Origin of the sequence: Flavobacterium sp. GSB-24 (assembly GCF_027924665.1) — a bacterium.
In the GTDB taxonomy this organism is placed as follows: Bacteria; Bacteroidota; Bacteroidia; order Flavobacteriales; family Flavobacteriaceae; genus Flavobacterium.
In genome coordinates this window covers 4,144,925-4,171,834 of the sequence record NZ_AP027043.1, presented here as the reverse complement: position 1 = coordinate 4,171,834, position 26,910 = coordinate 4,144,925, and the positions used below count along the sequence as shown (strand labels likewise).

General features: G+C 33.5%; 22 protein-coding genes. 12 read left to right on the top strand and 10 right to left on the bottom strand.

Annotated elements, in window-relative coordinates:
• Window positions 1-81: 81 nt before the first annotated feature.
• A complete protein-coding gene (locus tag QMG60_RS17840) occupies window positions 82-2,013 on the bottom strand; it encodes a metallophosphoesterase (protein WP_281865879.1) in 1,932 nt (643 codons plus the stop codon).
• A gap of 235 nt (window positions 2,014-2,248) precedes the next feature.
• Window positions 2,249-3,313 (bottom strand): phosphatidylinositol-specific phospholipase C1-like protein, encoded by a 1,065-nt coding sequence (locus QMG60_RS17835; protein ID WP_281865878.1) that lies wholly within the window; start codon window positions 3,311-3,313, stop codon window positions 2,249-2,251.
• 264 nt (window positions 3,314-3,577) lie between these two features.
• Between QMG60_RS17835 and QMG60_RS17830 the strand changes: the two genes are divergently transcribed.
• From QMG60_RS17830 to QMG60_RS17810, 5 genes are all read left to right on the top strand, one after another.
• Window positions 3,578-4,102, top strand: coding sequence for an RNA polymerase sigma-70 factor (locus QMG60_RS17830; RefSeq protein WP_057116135.1), 525 nt, complete (start codon window positions 3,578-3,580; stop codon window positions 4,100-4,102).
• 84 nt (window positions 4,103-4,186) lie between these two features.
• The gene (locus tag QMG60_RS17825; RefSeq protein ID WP_281865877.1) at window positions 4,187-5,110 is read left to right on the top strand and encodes a FecR family protein; all 924 of its coding nucleotides are present in this window, start codon (window positions 4,187-4,189) and stop codon (window positions 5,108-5,110) included.
• A 70-nt stretch (window positions 5,111-5,180) separates the two neighbouring features.
• Window positions 5,181-8,465 carry a TonB-dependent receptor gene (locus QMG60_RS17820; RefSeq protein ID WP_281865876.1) on the top strand — a complete coding sequence of 1,095 codons (3,285 nt, stop codon included), beginning with the start codon at window positions 5,181-5,183 and terminating at the stop codon, window positions 8,463-8,465.
• A gap of 6 nt (window positions 8,466-8,471) precedes the next feature.
• Window positions 8,472-10,241 (top strand): RagB/SusD family nutrient uptake outer membrane protein, encoded by a 1,770-nt coding sequence (locus tag QMG60_RS17815; protein ID WP_281865875.1) that lies wholly within the window; start codon window positions 8,472-8,474, stop codon window positions 10,239-10,241.
• A 432-nt stretch (window positions 10,242-10,673) separates the two neighbouring features.
• Window positions 10,674-11,048, top strand: coding sequence for an STAS/SEC14 domain-containing protein (locus QMG60_RS17810; protein ID WP_057116131.1), 375 nt, complete (start codon window positions 10,674-10,676; stop codon window positions 11,046-11,048).
• Between the two features lie 143 nt (window positions 11,049-11,191).
• On the opposite strand, the gene QMG60_RS17805 is transcribed toward QMG60_RS17810, so the two are convergent.
• The 3 genes from QMG60_RS17805 to QMG60_RS17795 are packed head-to-tail and all read right to left on the bottom strand — an operon-like array spanning window position 11,192 to window position 12,414.
• On the bottom strand, window positions 11,192-11,464 hold the full coding sequence (locus QMG60_RS17805) for a PrgI family protein (RefSeq protein WP_281865874.1): 273 nt from the start codon (window positions 11,462-11,464) through the stop codon (window positions 11,192-11,194).
• A gap of 38 nt (window positions 11,465-11,502) precedes the next feature.
• Window positions 11,503-11,895: a hypothetical protein gene (locus tag QMG60_RS17800; protein WP_134142004.1), complete on the bottom strand. Its 393-nt coding sequence runs from the start codon at window positions 11,893-11,895 to the stop codon at window positions 11,503-11,505.
• Window positions 11,896-11,925: 30 nt separating this feature from the next.
• Window positions 11,926-12,414: a hypothetical protein gene (locus tag QMG60_RS17795; RefSeq protein ID WP_281865873.1), complete on the bottom strand. Its 489-nt coding sequence runs from the start codon at window positions 12,412-12,414 to the stop codon at window positions 11,926-11,928.
• Between the two features lie 221 nt (window positions 12,415-12,635).
• Between QMG60_RS17795 and QMG60_RS17790 the strand changes: the two genes are divergently transcribed.
• Both QMG60_RS17790 and tnpA read left to right on the top strand, forming a co-directional pair.
• Window positions 12,636-13,109, top strand: coding sequence for a CinA family protein (locus tag QMG60_RS17790; RefSeq protein ID WP_281865872.1), 474 nt, complete (start codon window positions 12,636-12,638; stop codon window positions 13,107-13,109).
• Between the two features lie 163 nt (window positions 13,110-13,272).
• Window positions 13,273-13,734 carry an IS200/IS605 family transposase gene (tnpA, locus tag QMG60_RS17785; RefSeq protein WP_281865871.1) on the top strand — a complete coding sequence of 154 codons (462 nt, stop codon included), beginning with the start codon at window positions 13,273-13,275 and terminating at the stop codon, window positions 13,732-13,734.
• 987 nt (window positions 13,735-14,721) lie between these two features.
• Here the strand turns inward: tnpA and QMG60_RS17780 are convergent.
• Complete coding sequence (locus tag QMG60_RS17780; RefSeq protein ID WP_281865870.1) at window positions 14,722-15,636, bottom strand: DsbA family protein; 915 nt, start codon at window positions 15,634-15,636, stop codon at window positions 14,722-14,724.
• A 276-nt stretch (window positions 15,637-15,912) separates the two neighbouring features.
• On the opposite strand from QMG60_RS17780, the gene QMG60_RS17775 reads away from it, so the two are divergent.
• Both QMG60_RS17775 and QMG60_RS17770 read left to right on the top strand, forming a co-directional pair.
• Window positions 15,913-16,389, top strand: coding sequence for a TlpA family protein disulfide reductase (locus QMG60_RS17775; RefSeq protein WP_281865869.1), 477 nt, complete (start codon window positions 15,913-15,915; stop codon window positions 16,387-16,389).
• 11 nt (window positions 16,390-16,400) lie between these two features.
• Window positions 16,401-17,012 (top strand): thioredoxin family protein, encoded by a 612-nt coding sequence (locus QMG60_RS17770; RefSeq protein ID WP_281865868.1) that lies wholly within the window; start codon window positions 16,401-16,403, stop codon window positions 17,010-17,012.
• Between the two features lie 77 nt (window positions 17,013-17,089).
• On the opposite strand, the gene QMG60_RS17765 is transcribed toward QMG60_RS17770, so the two are convergent.
• From QMG60_RS17765 to QMG60_RS17750, 4 genes are all read right to left on the bottom strand, one after another.
• Complete coding sequence (locus QMG60_RS17765) at window positions 17,090-18,322, bottom strand: PQQ-dependent sugar dehydrogenase (protein WP_281865867.1); 1,233 nt, start codon at window positions 18,320-18,322, stop codon at window positions 17,090-17,092.
• Between the two features lie 354 nt (window positions 18,323-18,676).
• Window positions 18,677-18,970 (bottom strand): DUF3861 domain-containing protein, encoded by a 294-nt coding sequence (locus tag QMG60_RS17760; protein ID WP_281865866.1) that lies wholly within the window; start codon window positions 18,968-18,970, stop codon window positions 18,677-18,679.
• A gap of 18 nt (window positions 18,971-18,988) precedes the next feature.
• A complete protein-coding gene (locus QMG60_RS17755) occupies window positions 18,989-19,720 on the bottom strand; it encodes a LytTR family DNA-binding domain-containing protein (RefSeq protein ID WP_057116120.1) in 732 nt (243 codons plus the stop codon).
• Window positions 19,717-20,766 carry a histidine kinase gene (locus QMG60_RS17750; RefSeq protein WP_281865865.1) on the bottom strand — a complete coding sequence of 350 codons (1,050 nt, stop codon included), beginning with the start codon at window positions 20,764-20,766 and terminating at the stop codon, window positions 19,717-19,719. The genes QMG60_RS17755 and QMG60_RS17750 overlap by 4 nt, the downstream gene beginning before the upstream one ends.
• Before the next feature lie 264 nt (window positions 20,767-21,030).
• On the opposite strand from QMG60_RS17750, the gene QMG60_RS17745 reads away from it, so the two are divergent.
• The 3 genes from QMG60_RS17745 to QMG60_RS17735 are packed head-to-tail and all read left to right on the top strand — an operon-like array spanning window position 21,031 to window position 26,790.
• A complete protein-coding gene (locus tag QMG60_RS17745) occupies window positions 21,031-22,191 on the top strand; it encodes an efflux RND transporter periplasmic adaptor subunit (RefSeq protein WP_057116118.1) in 1,161 nt (386 codons plus the stop codon).
• A 6-nt stretch (window positions 22,192-22,197) separates the two neighbouring features.
• Window positions 22,198-25,365, top strand: a complete 3,168-nt coding sequence (locus QMG60_RS17740; protein WP_057116117.1) for an efflux RND transporter permease subunit — start codon at window positions 22,198-22,200, stop codon at window positions 25,363-25,365.
• Between the two features lie 18 nt (window positions 25,366-25,383).
• Window positions 25,384-26,790: an efflux transporter outer membrane subunit gene (locus tag QMG60_RS17735; protein WP_057116116.1), complete on the top strand. Its 1,407-nt coding sequence runs from the start codon at window positions 25,384-25,386 to the stop codon at window positions 26,788-26,790.
• The last annotated feature ends 120 nt before the right edge of the window (window positions 26,791-26,910 follow it).

Here is a 26,910-nt window from a genome sequence, read left to right as displayed (position 1 = left end):
ATAAAATTATACTCAAAATCCTTTGTGACCTTTGCGTAAACCTTAGCGTTCTTTGCGTTAAAAAACGTCTCTTACAATAAATTACTTCACACTTTTAATTTCGCTATTTTTCAAATCAACTGTAAAATGATCCGCAGGGACTTCATGCATAAATTTATTGAAAATAATAAGGAACAATTTCATTTGTTTTTGTAGTGGAGTGTCTTTTGAAAGATCAGCTTTAGAACCTTCTAAAAATAAATTGGATAAGACTTTGTATTCTTTTGCTCTTTGAATTCCAACATCGGCTAGAGCCAATTCATCGGCACTTCTGAAACGATAAAAATCTACTAAAAGATCATAACCCGTCCAATTAAAAGCGTCTTTTTTGAAATTACTCTGAGTTAAGATTTTTTGCGATTTAGCTTCAGCTTCTTTCCATTTTGTTTGAAACTGTTCTTTATTTTTTATTATAAAATCAAAATCTTGATCAGATTGCATATTGGCCAAAACCAATAAATCTTTTGCAGAAACATTCAAAATGAAATCTTTAAAATCAGAAGGCCAATCGTCTTTTAAGAATCGAAGGCGAACTAATTCTTTTAAATGAAAATCGGTAAAATCATGATAGTTTTTTGTTTTTAAAATATCAATATTCCAAATGTCTTGGACATTCTGGCTTTTCAAAAACTGATATTCCATTTCATATAAATCAAAAAGTTCGTTGTATCTGGAAACATTGTCAATAGTAATGGTTTGAATATCGACAAGATTATCTTTTTTGAAAGTCAATAATTTATAAGCGGGAATATATGCGGCAAGCGATGGTGTCTGAATATTAACCAGAGTATTTCCTTTTGCAGAAGTCCGAACTCCCGTATCGTTGATATGCATGTGGCCTCCAAAATGAATCTTCAACCCTGCATCTGCAAAAACCTGAGCTACTTCTTCAACTGGGACACGATTTAACTGCCATTTGTTTGGACCAAGCAACTCTTTTATTTCCGCAGAAGCATCATCATTAAAATCAATCATTGGGAAATGACTGAAAGCTATTAAAGTTTTCCCTTGTTTCTTGGCTTCAGCCGAAATAGTTTCAACCCATTTTATAAGATGTTTTTTATTGGAAAGCACATTGTTATATCCTGTACTGGCTTCGTTGTAATTTTTAGAATCTTTTTCGGAAGAAACATTTTTTTTAGGTATATAAACATTTCCGTCAATGGCCATTAGCCAAAGTCCGTCAATAGGTTCTACAACATAACTAACATCTGGAACTTCGTAACCTGGAGCTACCTCATACACACGGTTTGCCAGTTTAGCACTTTCCGCTGCTTTTTCAAACGAGTAATTTTTACTAGTATAATTAGAAAAAGGCGTTGCCCAGAATTTGTATTTTTTATTTGAATGAAAACCAAAATCCTGAAGCTGTTCGGTGATTCCTAAATAACCCATTTTAGCAATATCGGCGGTAACAACTACTGGCTGTTCGGTGTTTAAATTTGGCTTATAAAGGCCTTCTTTGCTAAAAATGGGCTGACTTTTGCCTTCTTTTCCTAAGAAATCTTCTTTTCCAGATTCTTGCGCAAACGGTCCGACTGGATCATGATTTCCTGTGGTGATGAAGAATTCTATTCCGTATTTTTTGGTGTATTGTTTTAATATTGAGGCTAATCCGCGAACGTGAATCGGCTGGCCATCATCTGTATAATCCCCTGGAAGTGCAACATATTTGATTTTTCGTTTGGCGATATCTTCTAATGCTGCTATAAATGCAAAATAATTTTCATTGAAAATTCTAGTAGAATGAAGTTGAGACGACATGGTTCGCAACAAAACATACTGTCCCGTTTTCGGATTCAAAACTCCTTTATAATCGGAATCTAAAAAGCTGCCAAATAAATCTTGTAAATGCACATCGGATAAAAATGCGATTTGTGTTCCGTTGAGGTTTTTTACTTTTTGTGCTGATGCAGTATTGTTGAAGAAAACAACAAAGAACAGTATATGTAAAAATGTATATCTTGAATTCATAATTGTTTTTAACTTTTGAGTTTTTTTTAACCGCAAAGACCGCTAAGGTTTTTCGCAAAGGCCACAAATATTTTGTGCGAAGTTTATAAAATAAATAAGTTCGCAAAGCTTTGCGAACTTCGCGTTTATAACGTAATCTTAAAAAGAACTTTGCGCTCTTTGCGGTTAAAATTATTATTGTTTCAAGTTTCTCGGTCCAGTAATAACTTGAAACCTGAAACCTGAAACAAAAAAACTATTTTCCAGTCACAGGATTATTTCTCACATAACTTCCATCATCATATTTAATTTGATACGGTGAATTAAAGAAAGTACTTGGCAGATAATAATCGGTTGTGATGATTTGAGCGCCTGATTTTTTTGCAGCTTCAAAATGAGAATAATCGTTGGCACGTGCTTCTTTGGTATCAGAATCGGCGCGAGTTCTTATTAAATAACCTTTTTGTACTAAATTGGCAATTTCTGGATCTTCAGAATTATTTCTAAATAAAGTTGCAGCTTCTGGTTTGCCAGGCTCGGCGTTAATGAAAACGGCGCGTCCTTTAAGGGACGGATGATTTAATGCGTACAAATCTCTTTTTGCGCCGTTGTTATCTAAAATGAATAAAAATCTTCCTTTTGCTTCTTTTAATGTCGGCCAGTTATTGTACAGAACTGCTTCTTCAAGCGTTTTATATTTTCCGCGAACCATATCTGGTGTAATCAGCTTGTCTTTTCCTAATTCTTTTCTGATTACTTTGTCCATTTCATCAAAAACGGCTACGGTGAAATCTTCTGGTTTTGTTCCGAAGAAATTAGCATCGCCGTCTTTTGGTTCTAAAGTGATAAAAACGGGAACATGATTCGGATTAGCATCAGACCATTTTTTTAATTCTTGAAGACAGATTTCAAAAGTGTAGCAAGAAGTTCTAAAATCGATATCCGGCATATGGAAAACTTTAAAGCCAGGTTTTTTCATTAATCCCTCTGGATCGTAGGCTTCTTCAGATTTAACAGCATCTAAGCCTTTTGGATGTGCATATTTTCCGCCTTTAGCGTCAGCAAAAATATCAATTTCAAGATTGCGTAAACCTTTGTTTAATTGATCTGTAATACTAATATGAGTGTATTGTAAACCTTTTAAGGAACGCGAAGTGTCTTTCGCCTGAATGAGATTGTATAAATCGGGTTCAATAGCATGACGATAGCTGTTATGCGAACCAATGACTTGAAGCTGATTAATTTTAAGATTTTCGTTTTGGGCCTGAACGCTGTAATTTACAGCACCGGCAAGAAATAAAGTGAACAAAATTTGTTTCATGATTCTAAAATGGAATTGATACTATTTGATTGGGACGCATCAAAAGAAAATTACATTTTTGAAAAAGACTAAGTTAAAGGTAGTCTTTGATTTGTTTGTTAGTTAAAGAAAAAGAAATCGCAAAATCATTAGTACTTCGTCCCTAAAAAAGTAGTATTTATACATCAAAAGTTTTCATTTCTTAATTTAAAGATAACCTTGACGCAAAAAACATTGGCTTTTGATTTTATTATTTTACGATATGAATCAGTCTGTAATTGCCTTATGAATAATCCTGAAATTTTTGAAAAAACGTATAACGAATACTGGAAAAAACTCAATGCGTTTTCCTATACGATGACTCAGGACAAAGACTTGGCACAGAACATTGTTCAAGATGTTTTTGTCGATTTATGGGAGCGCAAAGAAGAGCTTAATATTAATGCAATCGAACCTTTTTTATTTCGTGCCGTAAAGAATCAGGTTTTTAAGCATTACCAAAACAATCGCTTTGACAAGACTATTTTAGAAGAAAAATTTGAAGACTACATTATTGACAATTTTTCGTCTATCGATCCAGAAGTTATGGATCTGCTTTATTCTTTATTAGATAAACTTCCTGAGAAAAGAAAAGAAGTTTTATTAATGTATAAATTTCAGGATATGACAATCGATCAGATTGCAGAGGAACTTGGAATTTCTAAACAAACGGTAAAAAACCAAATTTCATCTGCTGTAAAACAACTTCGCGAAGGCTTGAAAGATCTAGCTTGGCTGGCTCCATTTATTATTTTTAATCAAAAATTTTAAAATAACTTTCGCTTGATGTTTTCATAATATTTGGCGATAGTACGATTTCGAGATTCTGGTACTTATTCATAACAATAAGTATTTATGATAAAAAGAATCAAACATAGTTTAGAATACCTGCTTGATAAAAGTTCAAGAAGTAAAACTTCAGCAGCTGAAGAAAATCTGCTAAATGATTTTGCTTTTAACGAATATCAAAATTCAAAATGGGATAATGGTTTAATGGGAAATCCAGAAGACGCTTCTCAAAATATTTATGACGGAATTCAACTTAGAATAGGAAAGACGAAAACCTTCAATCCTTATTTAAAATATATAGCTGCTGCCAGCATTCTTTTTCTAGTTGGTTTAGGATTTTTATTTAGACCAAATGTTTTAGACCAAAAACAAATCACATTTAAAACGTCATCGATTCCCCAGTCTATCCAATTAAGTGACGGTTCGAAAATTTATCTGGCAGCAAACTCATCATTTCAGTATCCTGAAAAATTTGAAGGCGACCAAAGAACGGTTTCTTTATTAAAAGGAAATGCCTTTTTTGAAATTGCTAAAGACAAACAGCATCCTTTTGTTATTTATTCTGGTGAAATAAAAACCAGAGTTGTCGGGACTTCATTCCATATTCAATTATCGAAATTGAATTGTAAGGTTATTGTCGTGACCGGAAAAGTAAATGTTTCTGGAAAAGGGCAAAGTGTCGATTTGGTTCCGAATGAAGAAGCTTTATTTGAATCGGAAAAACTAATCAAACATTCAGCAGATAAAGCTTTCTTGGTCAATTGGTATAATGAAGATGTAACACTCGACCAAACTACGCTAAAACAGGTTATTACAATTTTACAATATAAATACGGAGTTTCATTTCAGTACAATAATGAACACGTATTAGCAACGCCGTTAACGGTATTCATCAAGAAGGACGCAACATTAGAGAATGTTTTGGAACAAATAAATTATATCACAAACCTAAAATTCAAAGTTTATGGCGAAATAGTAAAAGTGGATTAAAAACAAAAAAGCAGTTGCGGGAACAACTGCCATTAATAAATTAAGCATCGTAAAAACAATTACTTAAATCATGTATTTTAAACCTTCTTATTTAAATCTAAAGAGTTTTGTCTTTTTAGTTCTGGCTTTACTGGCTTTTCAAAGCGGTTATAGTAGAACAAATTTATTAGAAAAGCCAAATGTAAAAAATAAAATAGAAAAAGCGACTCTTGTTTCTATTTTTTCAAAATTAACGCAGCAGACTGATTATAAATTCAGTTACGGGCAAGCTGTAATAGCAGATAATACTGCGTATGCGGTAAATTACAGCGGAGAATCTATTACAGAAATTTTGAATGATCTTTCTCAAAAAGCCAATTTTAATTACAACATTAACGGAAAATTAGTTTTAATACAGAAAAAAACTGCGCCAAAAACGGTAAATACAAAAGCGGTTGATAGAATTAAAGTTAAAGGAAAAATCGTAGACGAGAACAAAGTGCCAATTCCAGGTGCAACTGTAATTGAAACAAGTACTTCTAACTCTACTGTAACTGATTTTGACGGAGTATTTGAACTTTCTGTTGGAGAAGGAAAAACGATAGATGTGTCTTACGTTGGTTACAAAACCAAAACGGTTACAGCACAAACTGGTTTTATGACTATTCAGTTAGAACCAACTACTGCAGAATTAAATGAGGTTTTAATTGTAGGGTACGGTAAACAATCTAAAAAAGACGTTACTGGAGCAGTTACACAATTGGAAGCTTCAAACTTTAAGCAAGGTGTAAGCATTTCGCCAGATAATTTAATTCAAGGAAAAGTTGCCGGTGTTCGTGTGGTTAGTACAAGTGGTGAGCCAGGAGCTGGGGTAAATGTAACAATTAGAGGAGTTGGATCTATTAGAAGCGGAAGTACGCCTTTATTTGTTGTTGACGGAATTCCATTGTCTAATGATGATGTGAGCCCATCTGGAACGAATGTTGGTTTTGGTAGTTCTCAAGCTAAAAACCCTTTAAACTTTTTAAATAATAGCGATATCGAATCTATTACAGTTCTAAAAGATGCATCTGCATCTGCCATTTACGGAGCAAGAGGATCTAATGGAGTTGTTTTAGTAACGACTAAAAAAGGAGCAAAAGGTGATGGAACTTTAACTTTTGATTCGTCTTTAGGAATTTCTACTGTAGCCAACAAATTAGATGTTTTGAGTGCTGATGAATATAGAAATGCTATTAAAGACAAAGCTTTTGATCACGGAGGTAATACAGACTGGCAGGATGTTATTTTTAGACAAGCTGTTACAAAAAGTAATTCGCTGGCATTTTCTAAACAAACAGAGTCTGGAAATTACTATGCATCTGTATCGCAATTAGATCAAGAAGGTATTATTAGAAACAGCGATTTTAAACGTTTGACAGGAAGAATTAATGCTGCTGAGTCGTTTTTGGATAAAAAACGTTTAAAATTAAAATTTAATCTTACTGCCAGCGAAACTAAAGACGATGGCGTTCCTACAAGTGATGACGGAGGTTCTAATGGACAATTGCTGGTTCACACATTAATGGCAAATCCAACGAGATCAGTTTTTGATGCAAATGGTAATTATACCAATTTTAATATGAATGCTCACTACAATCCAGCGTATTTATTAAGTATTTATACCGATCAAACGCGTACTTTGAGAGTGTTAGGGAATTTTGAAACTTCTTTAAGAATCATTGACGGATTAGAATATAAATTAAACCTTGGTATCGACCGCTCGATGTCAGAGAGAAACACTACTATTTTTCCAAACTTAACAGACTTAAATCCAAAAGGAAAATATGTTCAGAATAATCTAGATTCTAAAAACTCTTTGGTTGAACATTATTTGACTTACAATCTAAATTTAGATAAACATAAAATTGAAGCTTTAGGTGGATTTTCATATCAAAAATTTGAAAGATCTGGAACAGCTTTCAGTATTGACGGAATTTCGAATCAAGGTGAAGGTGTACCTCCTTCAATTAATCCTGGCTTTAAAGGCACACAATCTGGAACGACTGGTTATGCTCAGGAAAACGAATTACAGTCTTATTTTGGAAGATTAAACTATAGTTTCGACAACAGATATCTTTTAACAGCTTCTATGAGAGGAGACGGATCTACTCGTTTTGGTAAAAATAATAAATACGGTTATTTTCCATCTTTTGCCTTAGGCTGGAATATTGCTAATGAAAGTTTCTTCAAAGATTCGACATCATTAAACAATTTAAAACTAAGAGCAAGCTGGGGACAAACAGGAAATCAAGAAGTTGAAAATAAAATTACACAGGCGAGTTATTCTTTATCTGGAGCTGACGGATATTATTTATACGATGACTTGAATTTAGTTAATGGAGTTTCAGTTAACAGAACACCAAATCCTGATTTAAAATGGGAAGTTGTAACGCAATATAACTTAGGTTTAGATTTCAATTTATGGAATGATAAATTTTACGGAACATTAGATTATTTCAACAAAACCACTACAGATGCAATTTTGAATGTTCCTTCACAAGCTTTAAGCCCAACAACTACAATCTGGACTAATATTGACGGTAAAATCATTAATAAAGGTTTTGAAATTATGTTAGGTTCTAAGATAGTAAATACTAAAGATTTTACTTGGAATGTTGACATGAATGGTGCGACGTTGAATAATAAAATTCAAGATCTGCCAGTTTCAGAAATCTTAACAGGTACAATTTCAGGACCTGGACAATCTGGTGTAAATGCAAATATCTATAAAAGCGGTTACGCAGCAGGATCTTTCTACTTGTTAGAACATACTGGTTTTGATGATAATGGAGCTAATATTTTTAAAGATCAAAACGGAGACGGTAAAATTGATAACAGTGACAGAATTATTATTGAAGGTGCGCTTCCAACTTTCTATTACGGATTAAACAGTGATATGAGATATAAAAACTTTACATTCTCATTCTCTATCATCGGACAAACTGGAGGTTATTTATTAAATAATACAGGTTTGAATGCTTTAAATATAAACAACTTAGCATCAGATCGTAACGTAGCAACAGGGTATTACGAGTCAGGCGCGAACCCTACAAACTCACCAATTTTGTCAACGCTTTTCTTAGAAAAGTCTGATTTCATTAGATTGAATACCGCTCGTATTGGATACAATTTTGACTTAAAAGGATTGAACTGGATCAACGGCTTAACACTATATGTAACAGGTCAAAACTTAATTACGATTACAAATTATACAGGTTACGATCCGTTAATCAACAGCCCAAAATCAAACGGAGGAAACCAATCTATTGGTATCGATTACGCAAGTTATCCAACTTCAAGAACATTCAGTTTTGGAGCAACTTTAAAACTATAATTTATTATGAAGACAAATACTATTTTTAATATTAAAACATTAGCATTATTTTCTTTTATCTGGCTTTTTGCAAGCTGTACAAATCTTGACGAAGTGGTTCTAGATGAGGTTTTAGGAGAAGATGCTTCAAACCCTGCAGGGGCGCTTGCTGCTGCATACGACCGATTGGGAGACGGAACTTTTGTAGATCACGGTGGAATTTTTTCGCTGCAAGAATACACTACAGACGAGGCAATTTTGCCAACTAGAGGAAGTGACTGGGGAGATGGCGGAAAATGGAGAGACATGCACGAATTTACATGGAAGTCTGATAATGCAATCGTGGTTGATAACTGGAACAAACTTACTAATGGAATTACTCGTTCTTTAACAGCAATTCAGTCAATTGAAGAAAGTTCAATTTCAGAGAAAAAATTGTTTTTAGCAGAAGCTAAAGGACTTTTAGCGTATTATTTATATACAACATTAGATTTGTACGGACAAGCGCCATACAGAGATCCAATGAATCCGAATGCGCCTTTACAGATTTTAAAAGCTGATACACAAATCGATATTTTAATTGCCGATGTTGAGGCTTTAATTCCAGATTTGGCAAGTATGGGAGAGCAGCGAACACATCACGGAAGATTTACAAAAGAAGCTGCTTATGGTTTGTTAAGTACAATGTATTTGAATCGTGCTGTTTTTAAAGATCGTTACAATACAGCTTCAAATTTTAATTTTAATGAAGCTGCAGCAACTGGTACAGGAACAGATATGGATCGTGTAATTTACTATACTTCATTATTGATCAATTCTGGAAAATACAGTTTAGAAAGCGATTATTTCAAAAACTTTGCAAGAGATAATGAAAATGGGAAAGAGCTTATTTTTGCGATTTCTCAAAAAATAGATTACATCCGTAACGGTTCAAACAGTTTTGCTTATGTATGTATGGAACGTAACCAAAGAACTTCTGCAGCAAACAGAGGAACAAATGCGGCTTGCACAACTCCAGAGTTTTTTGCAACATGGGATGGAAACCACGATGATCCGAGATTTCAGCAAAAATACCAATATGGAGATGGTACATGGTTTATGAACGATGGTACAGATGTAAGCGTACCAGCAACTGATATCGTACCAAAAAGTGCTAATTTAACATGGTTCCACTTTAACAGAGGTATTCAATACGGACCACAATACGGACCAATATTGCTAGCTTCAGGATCGTTGGAAATGACAGGAAACCGTATCAAAGTTTCTCCATTATATATGGAAAAAAGTACCACAACAAGAATGGATTTTACACCTTCTTTGACTTTTAAAAATCCTGCACAATCTGTTTTTGCTCAAAACGAAATCAATCAAGGAGCTCGTATTTTCAAATACGAATTTGATCCTGAAGGAGGAAACGGAAATAGTAATGTTGATATTCCATTATTCCGTTTAGGCGGAATCTACATTATGAGAGCCGAAGCTTATTTTAGAAAAGGAAGCACAGGATTGGCAATGGATGATCTTAATAAATTGCGTACAAGTAGAAAAAGAGAATCTTTATACGGAGGTGTAACTGGAAAACCATTAACATCAATAGATCAAACTATTTTATATAAAGAAATTGGATTTGAATTGTACTGGGAATTGCAAAGAAGACCACAAATGATCCGTTTTGGAAAATTTGATTTAGCGGGAACTGCAAAACCTGCTTCAGAACCATTTAGAAGAATATTTCCAATTCCGCAGTCTACAATAGATGTGACTAAAGAATTCAAACAAAACCAAGGATACAATTAAGTTTGTGTGTTAGTTTATTTTTTATTTTTTTTCAAAAAGCCTGTTTCGAAAGAGATAGGCTTTTTTTTTTTAAGGTTCTAAGGTTCTAAGGTTGTAAGTTGCAAAGGTTCAAAAGTTCAAAGGTTTTGTAGTGGATATGTATTCTGTAGAGACGCACCGTAGTGCGTCTACGCAACGAGTATCCACATTTTATTTTTGCAGCAGTGAATTTAAATTCACTATATGTATACTGCCAATGAAAAAACTCAGAACCTTAGCCTCTCAGCACCTCAGAACCTTCAAAATATATAATAATCAAATGAAAAAATATAAGATTTAACTATCATTGAATCAGTACATTTGAGATGGATTTGGTATTTTGAATACAACTGTCTTCGAAAAATATCAAAGAATAAAACTCAAATTAATAACTCAAAAAAAAGTGTAAAAATCATGATACATCAAATTGACACTACCGATAACATTGTTGCATTTAGAGCATTAGCAGAAGTAACCAAAGAAGATTTTTTGACAGCAGTAGTTCCTGCGGTTGAACATTTAGTGAAACAAACCAACGAAATTAATTTTTTATTGGTCCTCGATACAGATATTAAAAACTTTACTGCTGGAGCGTGGCTGGAAGACGCACTTTTAGGATTAAAACATCTAGGAAAATGGAATAGAGCAGCAATCATTACAGATACTGAAGAAATTATTTCGTTCACAAACGGATTTAGTTATATTGTTCCAGGAGAATTTAAAGGTTTTAAAAAAGTAGATTTTAATAAAGCCTTAAATTGGGTTGAAGGAAATATCGAGGTAAAATAAGATTCCATAGTACATCCTTTGAATAGTAGTACTGTAAAATTTCTACTCAAAAGGAAAAATAAATACTTCTATATAGAGAAGATTATAAAAAGAAAGCCTATAAAATTAATTATAGGCTTTTTTGATTTTATCACAAATGATGATTAATGATTGTATTCGATACCACTGCTTGTTTTAGCATCGATTTTTTCTTTAGTAACTTCACTATACTTTTTATAACAAGCCGAAACTAAAATTGGCAGTGCAATACTTCCAACAACAGCACTAGCTTTTGGATGTCCTGTTTTTTTCAAAACTGCAGAAGCCAAAAGAGCACCAACTCCTGCGCATACCATTTGTTTAACCGAAAGATTAATTGATTTATTCTGTGGGGTAATTCCGTGTAATAATGGATCTATGAAATTTAAATTCTCCATGACAATAATTTGTTTAGTTATACTTATTTTTTTAATTTTTATTCTTTTTCAGAGTCAGTTTCACTTTCGATTTTTTCGATTTCAACTTTTTCTTTTTTGATCGCCTGACGCAGCAATGCAAAAAGACTCATATAGACATTTGCTGTAAAAACCAGAGAAAACCCTGCCAAAATATAGCCTCGCCAATCATTTAACAAAAGTTTATAATCACAAAGAATTAAAAATGCAATTGTGACATAATGGCTAAAACAATATTCACACGTAAAGAGGTAGAAAAATTTTCTCGATACTAAAAATCGGTCATTTTTAGAACGTCTGACACACCATTCGTGCGGTTCTCTAAAAATCTCTTCGTGCGTTACAGTCCAGCTTATACAGGCAATTGGAATTGCTAAAATAAATAGCCAGACAATTTGTGTTACTATAGTCATAAACAATTGTTTTGAAGCTATGATAAATGGTTATTCTCTAGGATGGTTTTCTGGATAATGTTCAGCATCAAAATCATCTAGTTCTTCATCATTATCTAAGTCATCATCTTTCTCCAAATCATTGTCTAAATCTAGATATGGATCATACTCATCATTCAAGTCGTCTTCTGTATCGTCATTTGTAATGGCATCATCTTCATTAATAATACGTTCTTGATTTGGTATATTCTCAGATCTTACATTTGTATTCTTTTCAAAATCTTGTTCTGGATGAGATAGATCTTCTACAAATTCTTCTTGATATTGATACGGATCTTCATCTCTTGCGTAATTGTCATTATCAATTAGCGTATTTTGCTCAATGATGTCGGGATCACTTTCACCAAATTCGCGTTCATCGTGTTTTTTCAGCTCTTGTTTATATTCATCTTCAACTGAATAAGTTCCGTCTACAAGAGTATTTTGATCTATATAATCAGGGTCGAATTGACCATAATCATGGTTGTGTGGCTTTTCCATAATACTATTTTTTTAATTTTTTGTCGTAATACTTTTAAACTTAAAAAGTAGGGTTTTACAAATTTAACAAGCAGGTAACTAAAAGTCTTTACAAGAAAATTATTTATAGTTGCATAATTAACAGTTATTTATAATATAATAAGTGTAAGAAATTATGTAAGATAACCATATTACTTACATTATAATTTTGATATGAAATAGTAATTAAAAATTAAATAATTATGGCATCTCATAAAGTGAACGCTTGCTGTCAAGCTCTAATAGAAAAAAACTTGACCATATCATTTGCAGAAAGTGCTTCTGCTGGAAAAATGTGTTATGAATTTTCGACAGTTTTTAATTCAGGGAAAATCTTGATAGGAGGGATAGTAAGTTACCACTCTTCTATGAAAGAAGATTTACTGCATATTCCTTGGGGAACAATAGAAAAATACAGCGCAGAATCTGCCGAGGTGACTAAATTGATGGCACAGAATTTTTGTCGTTATATTAGCTCAGATATCTGTGTTGCCCTCACTGGTCTTACAACTCCAGGCGGAAGCGAAAGTGAAGAAAAACCAGTAGGAACCATTTTTATACATATTATTATTGCAGAAAAAGAAATTGCCAGACATTTTGAGTTTGAAGGAAATCCTGAAAGTATAATCAATCAAGCAATCGATGCAGTTGCAGAATTGATTTTGGAGGAGATTTGAAAAGTAACCAACAATAATTTACAAAAGCCACAAGTTATCTTGCGGCTTTTCTGTGTTTTTTAAGATTTAGCTTAAAATGATATTTTAATGACTTCTATGAGATATATCGATTTTTAGCATTTTGGAAATTTGTATAAAAGGAACATTAATCGGTAGAAATCATATGGCAAATACATATACACAAATACACATACAATTTGTTTTTGCAGTAAAATTTAGAAAAGGATTAATTGGAAAAGAATGGAAAGACAGATTACATCAATACATAACTGGTATTGTACAATCAAATCAACATAAAATGCTTTGTGTAAATAGTATGCCAGATCACATTCATATATTTATAGGGATGCGACCAACACAATCTATTTCATCCTTTATTCAAAATTTAAAAACAGAAACCAGCAAATGGATTAAAGAGGAAAAACTGTCTCCAAATTTTGCATGGCAGGAAGGTTATGGTGCTTTTTCTTATTCAAGAAGTCATGTCCCCAATGTAATACGTTATATTCAAAATCAAGAACAGCATCATAAAAAAGAATCATTTTTAGAAGAATATCAAAAATTACTCAAAGCATTTGAAATTGAATACAATAACCAATATATTTTTAAAGAGCCAATTCTCTAAATTCCAATCGTCCCTACGGGACGACACAAAAAAATAAATATTTTTTCTACCAATGAAATGTTCCTAACGGAACATGGTTTGGATTTTTATGTTGTTTTATAAGTAAGTAAATAGAATATAAAATTTATTGAATTTTAAAAAAAATAAACGATTCATAAAAAATGTTCCGTTAGGAACATCTCATCGGTAGAAAAAAAATAAATGCATCGATTTTACGTTCCGCAGGAACGTTTGATTTTCTATTATAATATTTCCAAATTTTATGTAGATCAAGAATTTTTAAATGTTCCGTTGGGAACATCTCATTGGTAGAAAAAAAAATAAATGTATTGATTTTACGTTCCGTAGAAACGTTTGATTGTCACAATCGCATAATTTTAAAGAGCCAATTCTTTAAATTCCAAACGTCCCTACGGGACGACACAAGACACATAATTTTTTCTACCGATGAGATGTTCCTAACGGAACATGGTTTGGATTTTTATGTTATTTTATAAGTAAGTAATAGAATATAAAATTTATTGAATTTTAAAAAATAAACGAGTAATAAAAAATGTTCCGTTAGGAACATCTCATCGGTAGAAAAAAAATAAATGTATCGAATTTACGTTCCGTAGGAACGTTTGATTTTCTATTATAATATTTCCAAATTTTATGCAGATCAAGAATTTTAAAATGTTCCGTTAGGAACATCTCATTGGTAGAAAAAAAAATGTATCGAATTTAAGTTCCGTAGGAACGTTTGATTTTCTATTATAATATTTCCAAATTTTTATGTAGATCAAGAATTTTTAAATGTTCCGTTAGGAACATCTCATAGGTAGAAAAAAAAATAAATGTATCGATTTTACGTTCCGTAGGAACGTTTGATTGTTGAAATGACAATATTTTAAATAATCAAATTCATGACCCAAACGTGCCTACGGGATGATATCTAGAAAAATATTTATTTTCTACCAATGAAATGTTCCATGGGACATTTTAAAATTACTTACTGTAAAGCGAACCATTCTTTATAGACATTTTACCTAACTTTCCTCTTTCATGCAATTCTTCTAATATAATTTTTGCTTCGTTAACAGAAATGTCATGAATTACGGCATATTCTTTTGGTGCTAGCGAAGGATATATTTCAAAAATCGATAAAGGATTTTCTTTAACAATACTTTTCTTTTTTGCTTCTGGAAATAAAGCTAATAAAGCATTCTCGTAAGAAGCATAAGGTTTAGAACCGTAAACAGTTAATTTATTATTATTTTCATCAGCAAAAAAAAGCGTTGGGAAACCTCTTACTCCAAGAGTTTTGGCATAATTTAAATCTTCTTGAAAAAGCTTTTTTGCATCACCATCGTAATCTGTTTTTAGTTTTTCGACATTAAGATTTGCGATTTTTGCAGCTTCTACAATATTTTCCCATTTTGCTATGTTTTTCTTTTCGAGATATAATTTCTCACGTAGGATTCTCATAAATTTTACTGCTTTTTCTTTACCCTGTATCTGCGCAGCTTTCATAGCAATACAAGAAGGATAAGAAGAATCTAACGGATCTTCAAGCCAAACATCTCCATCAATTGGCATTTCGTAATGTAGACTAGCTTCATCCCAATGATACGCTACATCTGCAGGTTTGCTTATACCGCCGCTATTATAACTCCAATCTGGTAGTAAACCGCCCATCCTGTACTCAATATCAAAATAATCTCCGTATTCCAGTTTTAATTTTCTAAGTTGAGGTTCTATTCCCCAGCACGACGAGCAAATAGGATCTGTGTAATAAATGATTTTTATAGGTTTATTTTCAATTTGAATATTAGCGGTTTTATTAGAATTTTCGCTTATTGGCATTTCACATGTTCCGCTTATTGGATCGCATAATAGCGGATTTGTTTTATTTTCATTCATTTTTGAATTTGTTTGAGATTGACAGCTTAAACTGCAAATCATGATTAATAACAGCGACAGTATTTTCATAACAACTGTTTTTTATTTGCAACAAAGTTCGTTTGTAATTAATGATAAGTCAATTAGTCAATAAAATGTGACTATCAAAATTCAATGCACAAAGCTTATATGAGTTTCTGTATAAATTAAAACCTATTAAACTTTTATTAACAAAAAGTAAGATTTCATTGCTTTATATTTGTAAGGCACAATTTAATCCTAAAGCATTGTATTCTTATGAAAATCAAGTCTTTTTACTATATCTTTCTAATTAGTATTTTTTCAATTTCGGCTTATAGCCAGAACGTAAAGCTCTTGAATATAAATCAGCTTAATGAGAGAATTAAAAATGGAAAAGACAGTACTTACGTTGTCAATTTTTGGGCAACTTGGTGTGCGCCTTGCATTAAAGAATTACCGCATTTTGAAAAGTTGAGTGCAGAATATAAGTCAGAGAAACTGGCTGTTTTATTGGTAAGTTTAGATTTTAAATCGAAACTAGAATCGAACGTAATTCCGTTTGTAAAAAGAAAAAACTTGAAGAATGAAGTTTTTCTTTTAAACGAAAGCAGTCCGCAGGAATTTATCGACCGAATCGATCCAAACTGGTCAGGAAGTATTCCAGCAACGTTATTCATTAAAAATGATAAACGAAAATTTGTCGAGACGGAATTTACATACGAACAATTATTAACTGAATATAAAAAACTATAAATCCAGAAACCATGAAAAAAATAATTTTATTACTAGCACTGGCATTTTCAGCCTTTCTTTCTCAGGCACAAACTACAACTCTTAAAGCTGGAGATACTGCACCAGATTTTAAACTGAAAAATGTTGACAACAAAGAAGTTTCTTTTGGAACTTTTAAAGATGCAAAAGGTTATATCGTAGTTTTTACTTGCAACACTTGTCCGTATGCGATAGGTTATGAGCAAAGAATTATCGATTTAGATAAAAAATTCAGACCACAAGGATATCCTGTAATTGCAATCAATCCAAATGACCCAGAAGCTTCTACAGCAGATACTTTTTCTAAAATGCAAGACTTGGCAAAAAGTAAAAAATATCCTTTCCCATATTTATTTGATCCAGGACAAAAAATTACTGACGAGTACGGTGCAAAACGTACACCGCATATTTTCATCGTTTCTAAAACCTCAAAAGGAAATATTGTAGAATATGTTGGAGCAATCGACAATGATCCAGAAGGAAATAAAGCTGATAAAGTAAAATATGCCGAAGATGTTATCGCATCTTTAAAAAGCGGTCAAAAACCAGCAATTACTCAAACTAAAGAAATTGGCTGTACAGTAAAAAGAAAAGCTAAAGCTTAATTAATTCTTTATTTTATAAAATACGAAACGCCCCATAAGTGGGGCGTTTTTGGCTAATATAAATGAACAAGTTTAGTTTACTTCTGTTTTTTATCAATTTTGTAAAGTCTTCCTTGATCAGTAACGGCGTATAATGCTTCATCTTTTCCTTGTGTGATATCTCTAAATCTTTGTCCCTCACCAGCCAATAATCTTTCTTCTCCAGCTACTTTATTATCCTTAAAAGCTAAACGAACAATATGCATGCCACTTAATGCTCCTATGAAAAGATTATTTTGCCATTCAGGTACACGGTTTCCTGCGTAAAAAGTCATTCCACTTGGTGAAACAACAGGATCCCAGTAATATACAGGCTGTTCCATTCCAGTTTGCTGCTGAATACCTTCGCCAACTTTGGCACCGCTGTATTCAATTCCGTATGTAATAGTTGGCCAGCCGTAGTTTGCTCCGGCTGTGATTCGGTTAATTTCATCACCGCCTCTTGGTCCGTGTTCACTCTGCCATAATTCTCCAGTTGTTGGGTGAAGAGCCAGTCCTTGTGGGTTTCTATGTCCGATAGTGTATAACTCTGGTAAAGCGCCAGTTTGCGAGAAAACTGGATTTCCAGATGCAGCTTGTCCATTTGTAGTAATGCGTACAATTTTACCTAAACTGCTGTTTGCTGCCTGTGCGAGCGGACGAGTTTCTAATACAGATCTTTCGCCAATGCTCACAAATAAATTTCCAGTTTTGTCAAATAATACACGGCCTCCGTAATGTAATGTGCTGTTATTTGGTGTATTAGAACGATAAATTACAGTTGCATTTTCAATTGCTGTATCATTATCTGAGATTCTTCCTTTTGCAACAGCTGTAATATTTCCGCCTGCTACTACTTCAGAAAAAGCCCAATAAATCATGCGGTTTGTTGCAAATGCAGGATCAAGACAAATTCCTAATAATCCGCCTTGATCTGCTGGATTTACAGCGGGAACTCCTGTTAAGGCATTACTTATAACTCCAGCTTGAGTAACAATTTTTATTTTACCTGCTTTTTCGGTTACCAAAAGACGTCCATCCGGAAGGTAAGCCACTCCCCAAGGAGCGCTTAAACCGTTGGTGATAACTTTAGATTCAATTTCTGTTGTGGTTTGAATACTTCCTGCACGCGTTTGTCCAGAAAATGCAGGTTTGTAGGTTGTATTTGCCGTACCTGTTTCTACCGGCGGTCCAGTCGGCCCTATATTGGTACTATCATCATTATCATTGTTGGAGCAGCTGCTTAAAGCTAAGACCCCAGCAAGAAGAAAAATACTTTTTTTAATTATCATAATGCTTTCATTTTAATGGTTAAAAAATAAAATTTGCATTATCCAACAATCGAAAAAGAATATTCTTTTTTAGAGATTCATTAAATATGAAAAGGTCAGTTTCAAATGAAATTCTCCGTTTTATCTTCAATTTAGATTTGCCTAAATACTTATGCTATTTTATATGAAGCAAAAGAATTTCAAATAGAAATTAAACTTCTTTTGGAAAAGCATCTAGTGGGACATGCATTATTTTTAACGGAAAATCCCTTCAAATTATTGCCGAGAAGAATTAGATAATCTTTATTTCTATTGAAATTTAACACTATAATTTAAAAGCATAAGGAGTCTAAAGTCTTAATTTTAAAGGAGTTTTTAAAGACTTTTTAGTTTTTTCATAAAAACAGGAAAAACTTCATTTAATTCGTCAAAAAGAGGATTTTTGCGATTTTTTAGTTTAATCTCACTGAATAATTTTAGTCCCAAAGCAAATTGAACAGCTTCTGACTGATCGGCAAAGATGTTTTTTTCTTTGATTTTTTCGATGATTCCGAAAATTTCATCGTGATTGTCAAACTCGATTCCAAGCTCTTTTGCTGGTTCTGTTGCACCGTTAGCGTATTCTTTAAGACTTAAAGTCAGGTAATATTTATTTGATCTTTTTTCCATAATTTTTATAATTCTAATTTATTTAAGCCATTTATCGACTACTATTTTAAAAGCTTCTTTGTACTGTTCACCAACCGTAATTTCTATTTTATCAATAAAAATCGAGTTTTTGCTGATAGCACTAATTTTGTCCAGAGATACAATAAAAGAACGATGAACACGCATAAATTTTGATGAAGGAAGTTTTTCTTCTAAAGCCTTAAGTGAAATAAGTGACAGTAAAGCTTTCTGAGAATCTTCAAGATGAACTTTTACATAATCTTTTAAACTTTCTATATAGCAAATATCTTTTAACGAGATTCTAACCCATTGATATTCTACTTTTAAAAAGATAAATTCATCGTCTGCAGCAATGTTTTGAAACTGATTGTTTGCTTCTTCAGATAATTGTAAAACCTTCGTAGAAGCGCGAAGAAATTCTTCGTAACTAAAAGGTTTTAAAAGATAATCTACAGCATTTACTTTATATCCTTCTATTGCATAATGATTGTAAGCGGTAGTAAAAATAATCTTTGGAAGAGGTCCAGGCTGATCTTGTATAAGTCTTGCCAGTTCCATTCCAGTCAAGTTTGGCATATTGATATCTAAGAAAACAACATCAGGTTTTGTTTCCCTAATTAATCCCATAGCCTCAACAGCATTGTCGCAGGTTGAAATTAATTCTAAAAATGGAGTCTGCTGTATAAACGTTTCTACGAGTTTTAAAGCTAAAGGTTCATCATCTACTGCTATGCATTTTAATACGGTCATTGCTCTAAAGTTATTTTCAATTTAATTTTATATGTTCCGTGGTCGGTAATTCCAAAAGTGATGAAATGATGATTTGGGTAAATCAAGTGTAATCTTCTTTTGGTATTTGTTAAACCAATTCCGCCTTCATTAGTAACTGTTGTTTTTTCGAAGAAAGTATTTTCTACTTCAAATTCTAAATCAGTACCATTTTGTGAAAGTTTAATGTATATTTCGCTTTTATCTGTGGCATGAATACCATGTTTAAAAGCATTTTCTACTAAAGGTAATAATAACATGGGAACAATTGGGTAATCATGAAGTTTTTCGGGAATTTCTGTATTGATAGTTAATTTTCGGTTCGCACGAAGTTTCATTAAAGCAATAAAATCCTTTAGAAATTCTACTTCTTTTAATAATGTTGTTCGTTCTCCTTCGGTGCTGTAAAGCAAATAACGCATCATACGGCTTAAAGTATGAAGTGCATTTCTCGAATCTTCAATATCAGTATAAGTAAGTGAATAGATGCTGTTTAATGAATTAAAGAAAAAATGCGGATTAATCTGTGCTTTCAGCATTGCTAATTCTGCGGCTGTTTTATCCTGTTCTAATTTTTGTTTATGCTGTGCGGCTTTTTGCCAATATTGTAGCATTGCCCAGCTGGTACTTATTCCTAAAACCAGAAGCGTAAGCGTAAAAACATAATTATCGAAATAAGGATTTTTATACTTTGTAAAACCAATAGCTTTACTGATTTGATTATGAAGATCTGTCTGAGAGGTATAAAAATAAGCAATTAGCTGCATGCTGAAAATAGCAAGAAATGCCCAAAGTAAAAAAAGAGAGGTATTGTCTTTAATAATTGTTTTTGGCACAATAATTTTTGCTGTCGAATAAAAAACAACAATCAATAAAAAAAGCACAATACTCTGCCAAAGCCAAAATGCTGACGGAAGCACAACATTCCAAGTTAATGGGATGTAAAACAGCATAATATATCCTAACAAACACCATCCAAGAATGTGTAATCCGGTGAATAAGTAGGGTCTGAAAAAGTTAGGTGTCATTATAATTTATCGTTTTAAGGGCAATATTACATTTTATTTAAACATAAATTTTGGGCAATCGTCCAAGACTGATTTAGAGTCTCTAAAAAGCATTTTAGAGTCGATAAGATAAAATTAAACGCTTGTTTAATATTTGGAAAAATTCCATCGGTCGTCAGCTTACCTTTATCGATTCTCTCTCGCTCTTCGTCTATTTGAAAATTTTCATTAGTTATATTTTAGTTATTTTGTCTACATATAATCGATAATTACACATTTTTCACAATGAATAAGCAATCATTTTTAAGTATTCTCGCAGCATCAATTGTTATCGCTTCTTGCGGTAAAAATGATAAATCGGCTCAGGCTGGGGGCGCACCGCAGATAAAAGAGTATAAAACTGTGACATTACAGCCGGAATCTGCTACATTAAACAGCGATTTTCCTGCTAGTATTCAAGGACAGCAAAATATAGAAATTCGACCAAGAGTTGAAGGATACATTGATAAGATCTTTGTTGATGAAGGGGCTGTTGTAAAAGCTGGACAGCCTTTGTTCAAAATCAGTGCACCAGAATATGAGCAGCAAGTTCGTACTGCAACTGCAAGTATTAAAAGTGCTCAGGCAGATTTAAGTGCAGCTAAATTGGCTGTAAATAAAGTAAAGCCATTGGTAGAAAAAGGTATTATCAGTAAATATGATTTAGAATCAGCACAATATACTTACGAGTCAGCTTTAGCGGCTTTGGCTCAAGCAAATGCGGCTTTAGTAAATGCAAAAACAAATTTAGGATATACAACAGTTACAAGCCCGGTAAATGGAGTTGTAGGTTCAATTCCGTTTCGTTTAGGAAGTTTGGTAAGCTCAAATACTACAGAACCTTTAACAACAGTTTCAAGCATTGGTAACGTTTATGCATACTTCGCCATGAACGAAAAAATGCTTTTAAATTTCACCCAAAATAATAATACGGGAGCTTCTTTAACACAAAAAATCAAAAGTATGCCGGCAGTTTCTTTACTGCTTTCAGATGGTTCTGTTTATGAAGAAAAAGGACATATTGAAACGGTAAACGGATTGATTAATACAGAAACTGGTTCGGTAAATATCAGAGCTCGTTTTCCTAATCCAAAAGGAATTATTAGAAGCGGAAGCAGTACAACAGTAAGAATTCCTACTGATGTAAAAGATGCCATAATTGTACCGCAAAGTGCCACTTTTGAACTTCAAGATAAAATTTTCGCGGTAGTTTTAGGAAAAGACGGAAAAACGAAAAATGCTAATATCACGATACTAGATAATTCAGCAGGAAATTATTATGTGGTAACAAGCGGATTAAAACCAGGAGACGAAATTGTATTAGAAGGAGTAGCTTCTTTAAAAGAAGGAACTGAAATTAAAGCTCAAAACCAAAAACCAGAAATGGTTTATGCTGACTTAAAATAAAAAAGAATGTTTAAAAAATTTATACAAAGACCCGTACTCTCGACGGTAATATCTGTTATTATCGTCATCTTAGGTGTTTTAGGCCTAATTGAGTTACCGATTTCCCAATATCCGGATATCGCACCGCCAACAGTTAACGTGGCAGCAAGTTATACCGGAGCCAACGCCGACGTTGTACTTAAAAGTATTGTTATTCCGTTGGAGGAGCAGATTAATGGTGTAGAGAACATGACTTACATGACTTCTACAGCAACTAACGATGGTAATGCTTCTATTAAAATTTTCTTTAAAGTTGGAACAAATCCTGATTTAGCAGCGGTAAACGTTCAAAACAGGGTTTCTAGAGCAACAAGTTTATTGCCAGTAGAGGTAACTCAGGCTGGGGTTACCGTAACCAAAAGCCAGAGTAGTAACTTATTGATTTTCTCTTTATATAGTGATGATAAAGCTTATGATCAAACGTTTCTTCAAAATTATGCGAAGATCAACCTTGTACCGCAGATTCAGCGTGTTGTTGGGGTAGGAGATGTAACCGTTTTTGGTGCAAAAGATTACTCTATGAGAATCTGGCTGAAACCAGATGTAATGCAGCAATATAAATTGATTCCGAGTGATATTTCAGCAGCTTTGGCAGAGCAGAATATCGAGGCAGCGCCAGGTAAATTTGGTGAAAACGGAAATCAGGCATTTCAATATGTAATTAAATACAAAGGACGTTTAACAAGTGCTCAGGAATTTGAGGATATTATTATAAAATCTGTCGGAAACGGCCAAATGCTGAGACTTAAAGATGTAGCTAAAGTAGAATTAGGATCTTTAAGTTATTCGTCAACAATTAAAACAAACGGTGTAGAATCGGCAGCAATGGCAATCAGCCAGACTCCAGGATCAAACGCTCGTGATGTAATTATTAATTCTAAAAAATTAATTGAAGAAGCCGCAAAGAGTTTTCCAAAAGGAATGAAGTATACCATTATGGTAGACGTGAATGAAAATTTGGATGCTTCTATTGAGAAAGTTATTCATACTTTGATCGAAGCTTTTATCTTAGTTTTTATCGTAGTATTTATTTTCCTTCAAGATTTTAGATCGACTTTAATTCCGGCGATTGCGGTTCCGGTTGCGATTGTGGGAACGTTCTTCTTCCTGAATCTATTCGGATTTACGATTAACTTATTAACGCTTTTCGCAATGGTTCTGGCCATTGGTATTGTCGTCGATGATGCGATTGTGGTTGTTGAGGCCGTTCACGCCAAACTTGACCACGGGTATAAATCGGCTAAAAAAGCGACCATCCATGCAATGGACGAAATTTCCGGAGCGATTATTTCGATTACATTAGTAATGGCGGCGGTATTTATTCCGGTAACATTTATTACAGGATCAACAGGGGTTTTCTACAAGCAATTTGGTATTACACTGGCTGTAGCGATTATTCTTTCGGCTGTAAACGCCTTGACATTAAGTCCGGCATTGTGTGCGCTTCTATTGAAACCACATGCTGACGATCATAAACATAAAAGTTATTTACAGCGTTTTTATACTTCATTTAACGTTGCATTTGATAATGTAACCCAAAGATACAAGCGTTCGGTAAGTTTCCTTTCTGTAAAAAAATGGATTGTTTTAGCTTCGATTTTAATAGCAGGTTTGGGATTATTTTATATGATGAAAACTACGCCGTCTGCTTTCGTTCCTTCAGAAGATCAAGGGACAGTTTTTGCTAATATCAGTTTACCGCCATCAGCTTCTATGGAACGTTCTGATATAATGGCTAAAAAAGTAGACAGTATTGCTAAAACTATTCCAGGAGTTAAAAATACACTTCGTATTGTGGGGCAGAACTTTACTGCAGGTGCGGGTAGTGCATACAGTATGGTTATTGTAAAGTTATATCCTTGGGACCAGCGAGATCTAAGTGTAGATGATGTAATTGGACAGCTTTTTGCTAAAACGAGCGGAATTCGCGAAGCGAGTATATTCTTTATTTCACCGCCAACAATTCAAGGTTTTGGTCAAAGTGGTGGATTCGAATTCCAGCTGCAGGATAAAGGTGGTCACACGACTTCTGAATTCTATAAAGTGAATAATGAATTCCTTGCAAAATTAGCTGAACGTCCAGAAATCCAGTATGCGACAACTCCATTTAATCCTGGTTTCCCTCAATATATGATGGATATTAATTTAGCGAAAGCGAAAGATGCGGGAGTTTCTGTAAATACAATCTTGTCAACGATGCAGGGTTATTATGGTGGATTATACGCTTCGAACTTTAATAAATTCGGGAAACAATACCGTGTAATGGTTCAGGCTTCTCCAGAGTTTAGAGCTAATACACAGGGATTGAATAAAATATTTGTACGTAATAGTGCAGGAACAATGGCGCCAATTACAGAGTTTGTAAAAATGACGAGGGTTTTTGGACCAGAATCTATTTCAAGATTTAATTTGTTTACCTCTATTTCGATTACGGGAGCACCAAAACCAGGTTACAGTTCTGGAGATGCTATTAAAGCAATTCAGGAAGTAGCGGCAGAAAATCTTCCGGCTGGTTATGGTTATGAATTCTCTGGCTTAACACGTGAGGAATTAGCTTCAGGAAGTGAAACGATTTTCATCTTTATTTTATGTTTGGTTTTCGTTTATTTCTTGTTGAGTGCGCAGTACGAAAGTTATATTCTTCCGTTTGCGGTATTATTCTCCATTCCGTTTGGATTGGCTGGAGCTTATTTATTCTCGATTATTTTCAAATTGAATAGTAACATTTACCTGCAGATTTCCTTAATCATGTTGATTGGACTTCTGGCGAAGAATGGTATTTTGATTGTCGAATTTGCCTTAGACAGAAGACGTAAAGGTCTGCCAATTGTACAAGCTGCAATTGAAGGTGCTGTAGCACGTTTAAGACCAATTTTGATGACTTCTTTCGCCTTTATTTTAGGACTTGTTCCATTGATGTTTGCATCTGGTGCAGGAGCTGTTGGTAACAAATCGATCGGTACAGGAGCTGTTGGAGGTATGTTAATCGGAACAATTTTAGGAGTATTTGTTATTCCAGTTCTATTTATCATTTTCCAGACATTGCAGGAGAGAATAAGCGGTCCAGCAAAAGATGGTTATGATGACGATGACGATGATGAGGAAATTCATTTATTAGAAGCTCACAAAGAGTAAAATTTAATTAAAAAAGAGATGATTAAGAGTTCAAATAAATATATTCTTATGGTAATTGCAGCCGCACTTTTAAGTGCGTGCTCGATTACCAAAAAGTACGAACGACCAACAACGCTGTCGACAGATAAGCTGTATCGTGATCAGGCTTCTGCCGATACGACTACAATTGCTGATATGCCATGGCAGAGTATTTTTAAAGATGAAAAACTAAATGCATTAATTCAAAAAGGATTAGAAAATAACCTTAATTTGAAAAATGCAATTGAGAATATCATACAAGCGCAGGCTTCATTACGCCAAAGCAAACTGGCTTACTATCCTACGTTAAATTTTGATGCCAACGTAACTAGAAATAAACAATCTCAGGCGGGACTAAACTTTCCAGCTGGAATTAATATTAATACGTTGACAACAACTTACAAACTAGGTTTAAGCACTTCTTGGGAAGCTGATATATGGGGAAAATTAAGCAGTTCTAAAAGGGCAGCTTTAGCTTCATACTTAGCGACAGATGCTGCAAAACAGGCAGTTCAAACGCAATTAATTGCAGATATTGCCAACAACTACTTTTTATTGTTGTCTTACGATAAATCATTAAAAATCACAGAGGAAACATTAGCAAGTCGTATCAAAAATGTTGAAACAATCAAAGCATTAAAAGAAGGTGCAATTGTAACAGGCGCAGCAGTGGTGCAGAGTGAAGCAAACCAGCATGCAGCCGAAGTTTTAATTCCAGATTTGAAGCAAAGTATTCGTGAAACAGAAAATGCTTTGAACATCTTATTAGGACAAGCACCTGGACCAATTGATAGAGGAGAATTGGGAACGCAGATTATTCCAGAGAATATTGCTATTGGAGTGCCTTCTCAATTATTGGAAAATCGTCCAGATGTCCGTCAAGCAGAATTTAATTTCAGAGTTGCATTTGAATCAACAAATTTAGCTAAGACTTATTTTTATCCAAGTTTAACGCTTACAGCAAGCGGTGGATTTTCGAATTTAGAATTGAAAGACTTTTTTAGTAACTCTATTTTCTATTCAATAATTGGAGGTTTGACACAGCCAATTTTTAATCAAGGATTGAATAAAATGAGATTAACTACGGCTCAATCTCAACAATTACAAGCTTACAATAATTTTCAGCAAAGTCTTTTAACAGCAGGTCAGGAAGTTTCAAATGCTTTGTATTCGTATGAAATGGCTGTTGCTAAAGAAGATTCAAGAAAGAAACAAATTGAAGCTCTAGAAAAAGCTGTAGATTACACACAACAGCTTTTAGAATATAGTTCTGCAACCAATTATACAGACGTATTAACTTCAGAACAAAATTTGTTAGCTGCGCAGTTAAGCGGTATAAACGACAACCTCCAAAAACTGCAGGCTGTTGTTAATTTGTACAGAGCTTTAGGTGGAGGTTGGAAATAAAAATGCTTTTGATTGAGAAAAAATAACCGTTTGTCGGAATAATTAAGCCTTTCGTCTAATTAATAATTAGTATTAAAAAATTGGACATACCTTTGAACTGGTTAAAAAAAAATAAAACAT

Bases quoted from the DNA above. Each gene is read 5' to 3' on its own strand.
- QMG60_RS17840 (WP_281865879.1), bottom strand. From the start codon at position 2,013: ATGAATTCAAGATATACATTTTTACATATACTGTTCTTTGTTGTTTTC.
- QMG60_RS17835 (WP_281865878.1), bottom strand. From the start codon at position 3,313: ATGAAACAAATTTTGTTCACTTTATTTCTTGCCGGTGCTGTAAATTAC.
- QMG60_RS17830 (WP_057116135.1), top strand. From the start codon at position 3,578: ATGAATAATCCTGAAATTTTTGAAAAAACGTATAACGAATACTGGAAA.
- QMG60_RS17825 (WP_281865877.1), top strand. From the start codon at position 4,187: ATGATAAAAAGAATCAAACATAGTTTAGAATACCTGCTTGATAAAAGT.
- QMG60_RS17820 (WP_281865876.1), top strand. From the start codon at position 5,181: ATGTATTTTAAACCTTCTTATTTAAATCTAAAGAGTTTTGTCTTTTTA.
- QMG60_RS17815 (WP_281865875.1), top strand. From the start codon at position 8,472: ATGAAGACAAATACTATTTTTAATATTAAAACATTAGCATTATTTTCT.
- QMG60_RS17810 (WP_057116131.1), top strand. From the start codon at position 10,674: ATGATACATCAAATTGACACTACCGATAACATTGTTGCATTTAGAGCA.
- QMG60_RS17805 (WP_281865874.1), bottom strand. From the start codon at position 11,464: ATGGAGAATTTAAATTTCATAGATCCATTATTACACGGAATTACCCCA.
- QMG60_RS17800 (WP_134142004.1), bottom strand. From the start codon at position 11,895: ATGACTATAGTAACACAAATTGTCTGGCTATTTATTTTAGCAATTCCA.
- QMG60_RS17795 (WP_281865873.1), bottom strand. From the start codon at position 12,414: ATGGAAAAGCCACACAACCATGATTATGGTCAATTCGACCCTGATTAT.
- QMG60_RS17790 (WP_281865872.1), top strand. From the start codon at position 12,636: ATGGCATCTCATAAAGTGAACGCTTGCTGTCAAGCTCTAATAGAAAAA.
- tnpA (WP_281865871.1), top strand. From the start codon at position 13,273: ATGGCAAATACATATACACAAATACACATACAATTTGTTTTTGCAGTA.
- QMG60_RS17780 (WP_281865870.1), bottom strand. From the start codon at position 15,636: ATGAATGAAAATAAAACAAATCCGCTATTATGCGATCCAATAAGCGGA.
- QMG60_RS17775 (WP_281865869.1), top strand. From the start codon at position 15,913: ATGAAAATCAAGTCTTTTTACTATATCTTTCTAATTAGTATTTTTTCA.
- QMG60_RS17770 (WP_281865868.1), top strand. From the start codon at position 16,401: ATGAAAAAAATAATTTTATTACTAGCACTGGCATTTTCAGCCTTTCTT.
- QMG60_RS17765 (WP_281865867.1), bottom strand. From the start codon at position 18,322: ATGATAATTAAAAAAAGTATTTTTCTTCTTGCTGGGGTCTTAGCTTTA.
- QMG60_RS17760 (WP_281865866.1), bottom strand. From the start codon at position 18,970: ATGGAAAAAAGATCAAATAAATATTACCTGACTTTAAGTCTTAAAGAA.
- QMG60_RS17755 (WP_057116120.1), bottom strand. From the start codon at position 19,720: ATGACCGTATTAAAATGCATAGCAGTAGATGATGAACCTTTAGCTTTA.
- QMG60_RS17750 (WP_281865865.1), bottom strand. From the start codon at position 20,766: ATGACACCTAACTTTTTCAGACCCTACTTATTCACCGGATTACACATT.
- QMG60_RS17745 (WP_057116118.1), top strand. From the start codon at position 21,031: ATGAATAAGCAATCATTTTTAAGTATTCTCGCAGCATCAATTGTTATC.
- QMG60_RS17740 (WP_057116117.1), top strand. From the start codon at position 22,198: ATGTTTAAAAAATTTATACAAAGACCCGTACTCTCGACGGTAATATCT.
- QMG60_RS17735 (WP_057116116.1), top strand. From the start codon at position 25,384: ATGATTAAGAGTTCAAATAAATATATTCTTATGGTAATTGCAGCCGCA.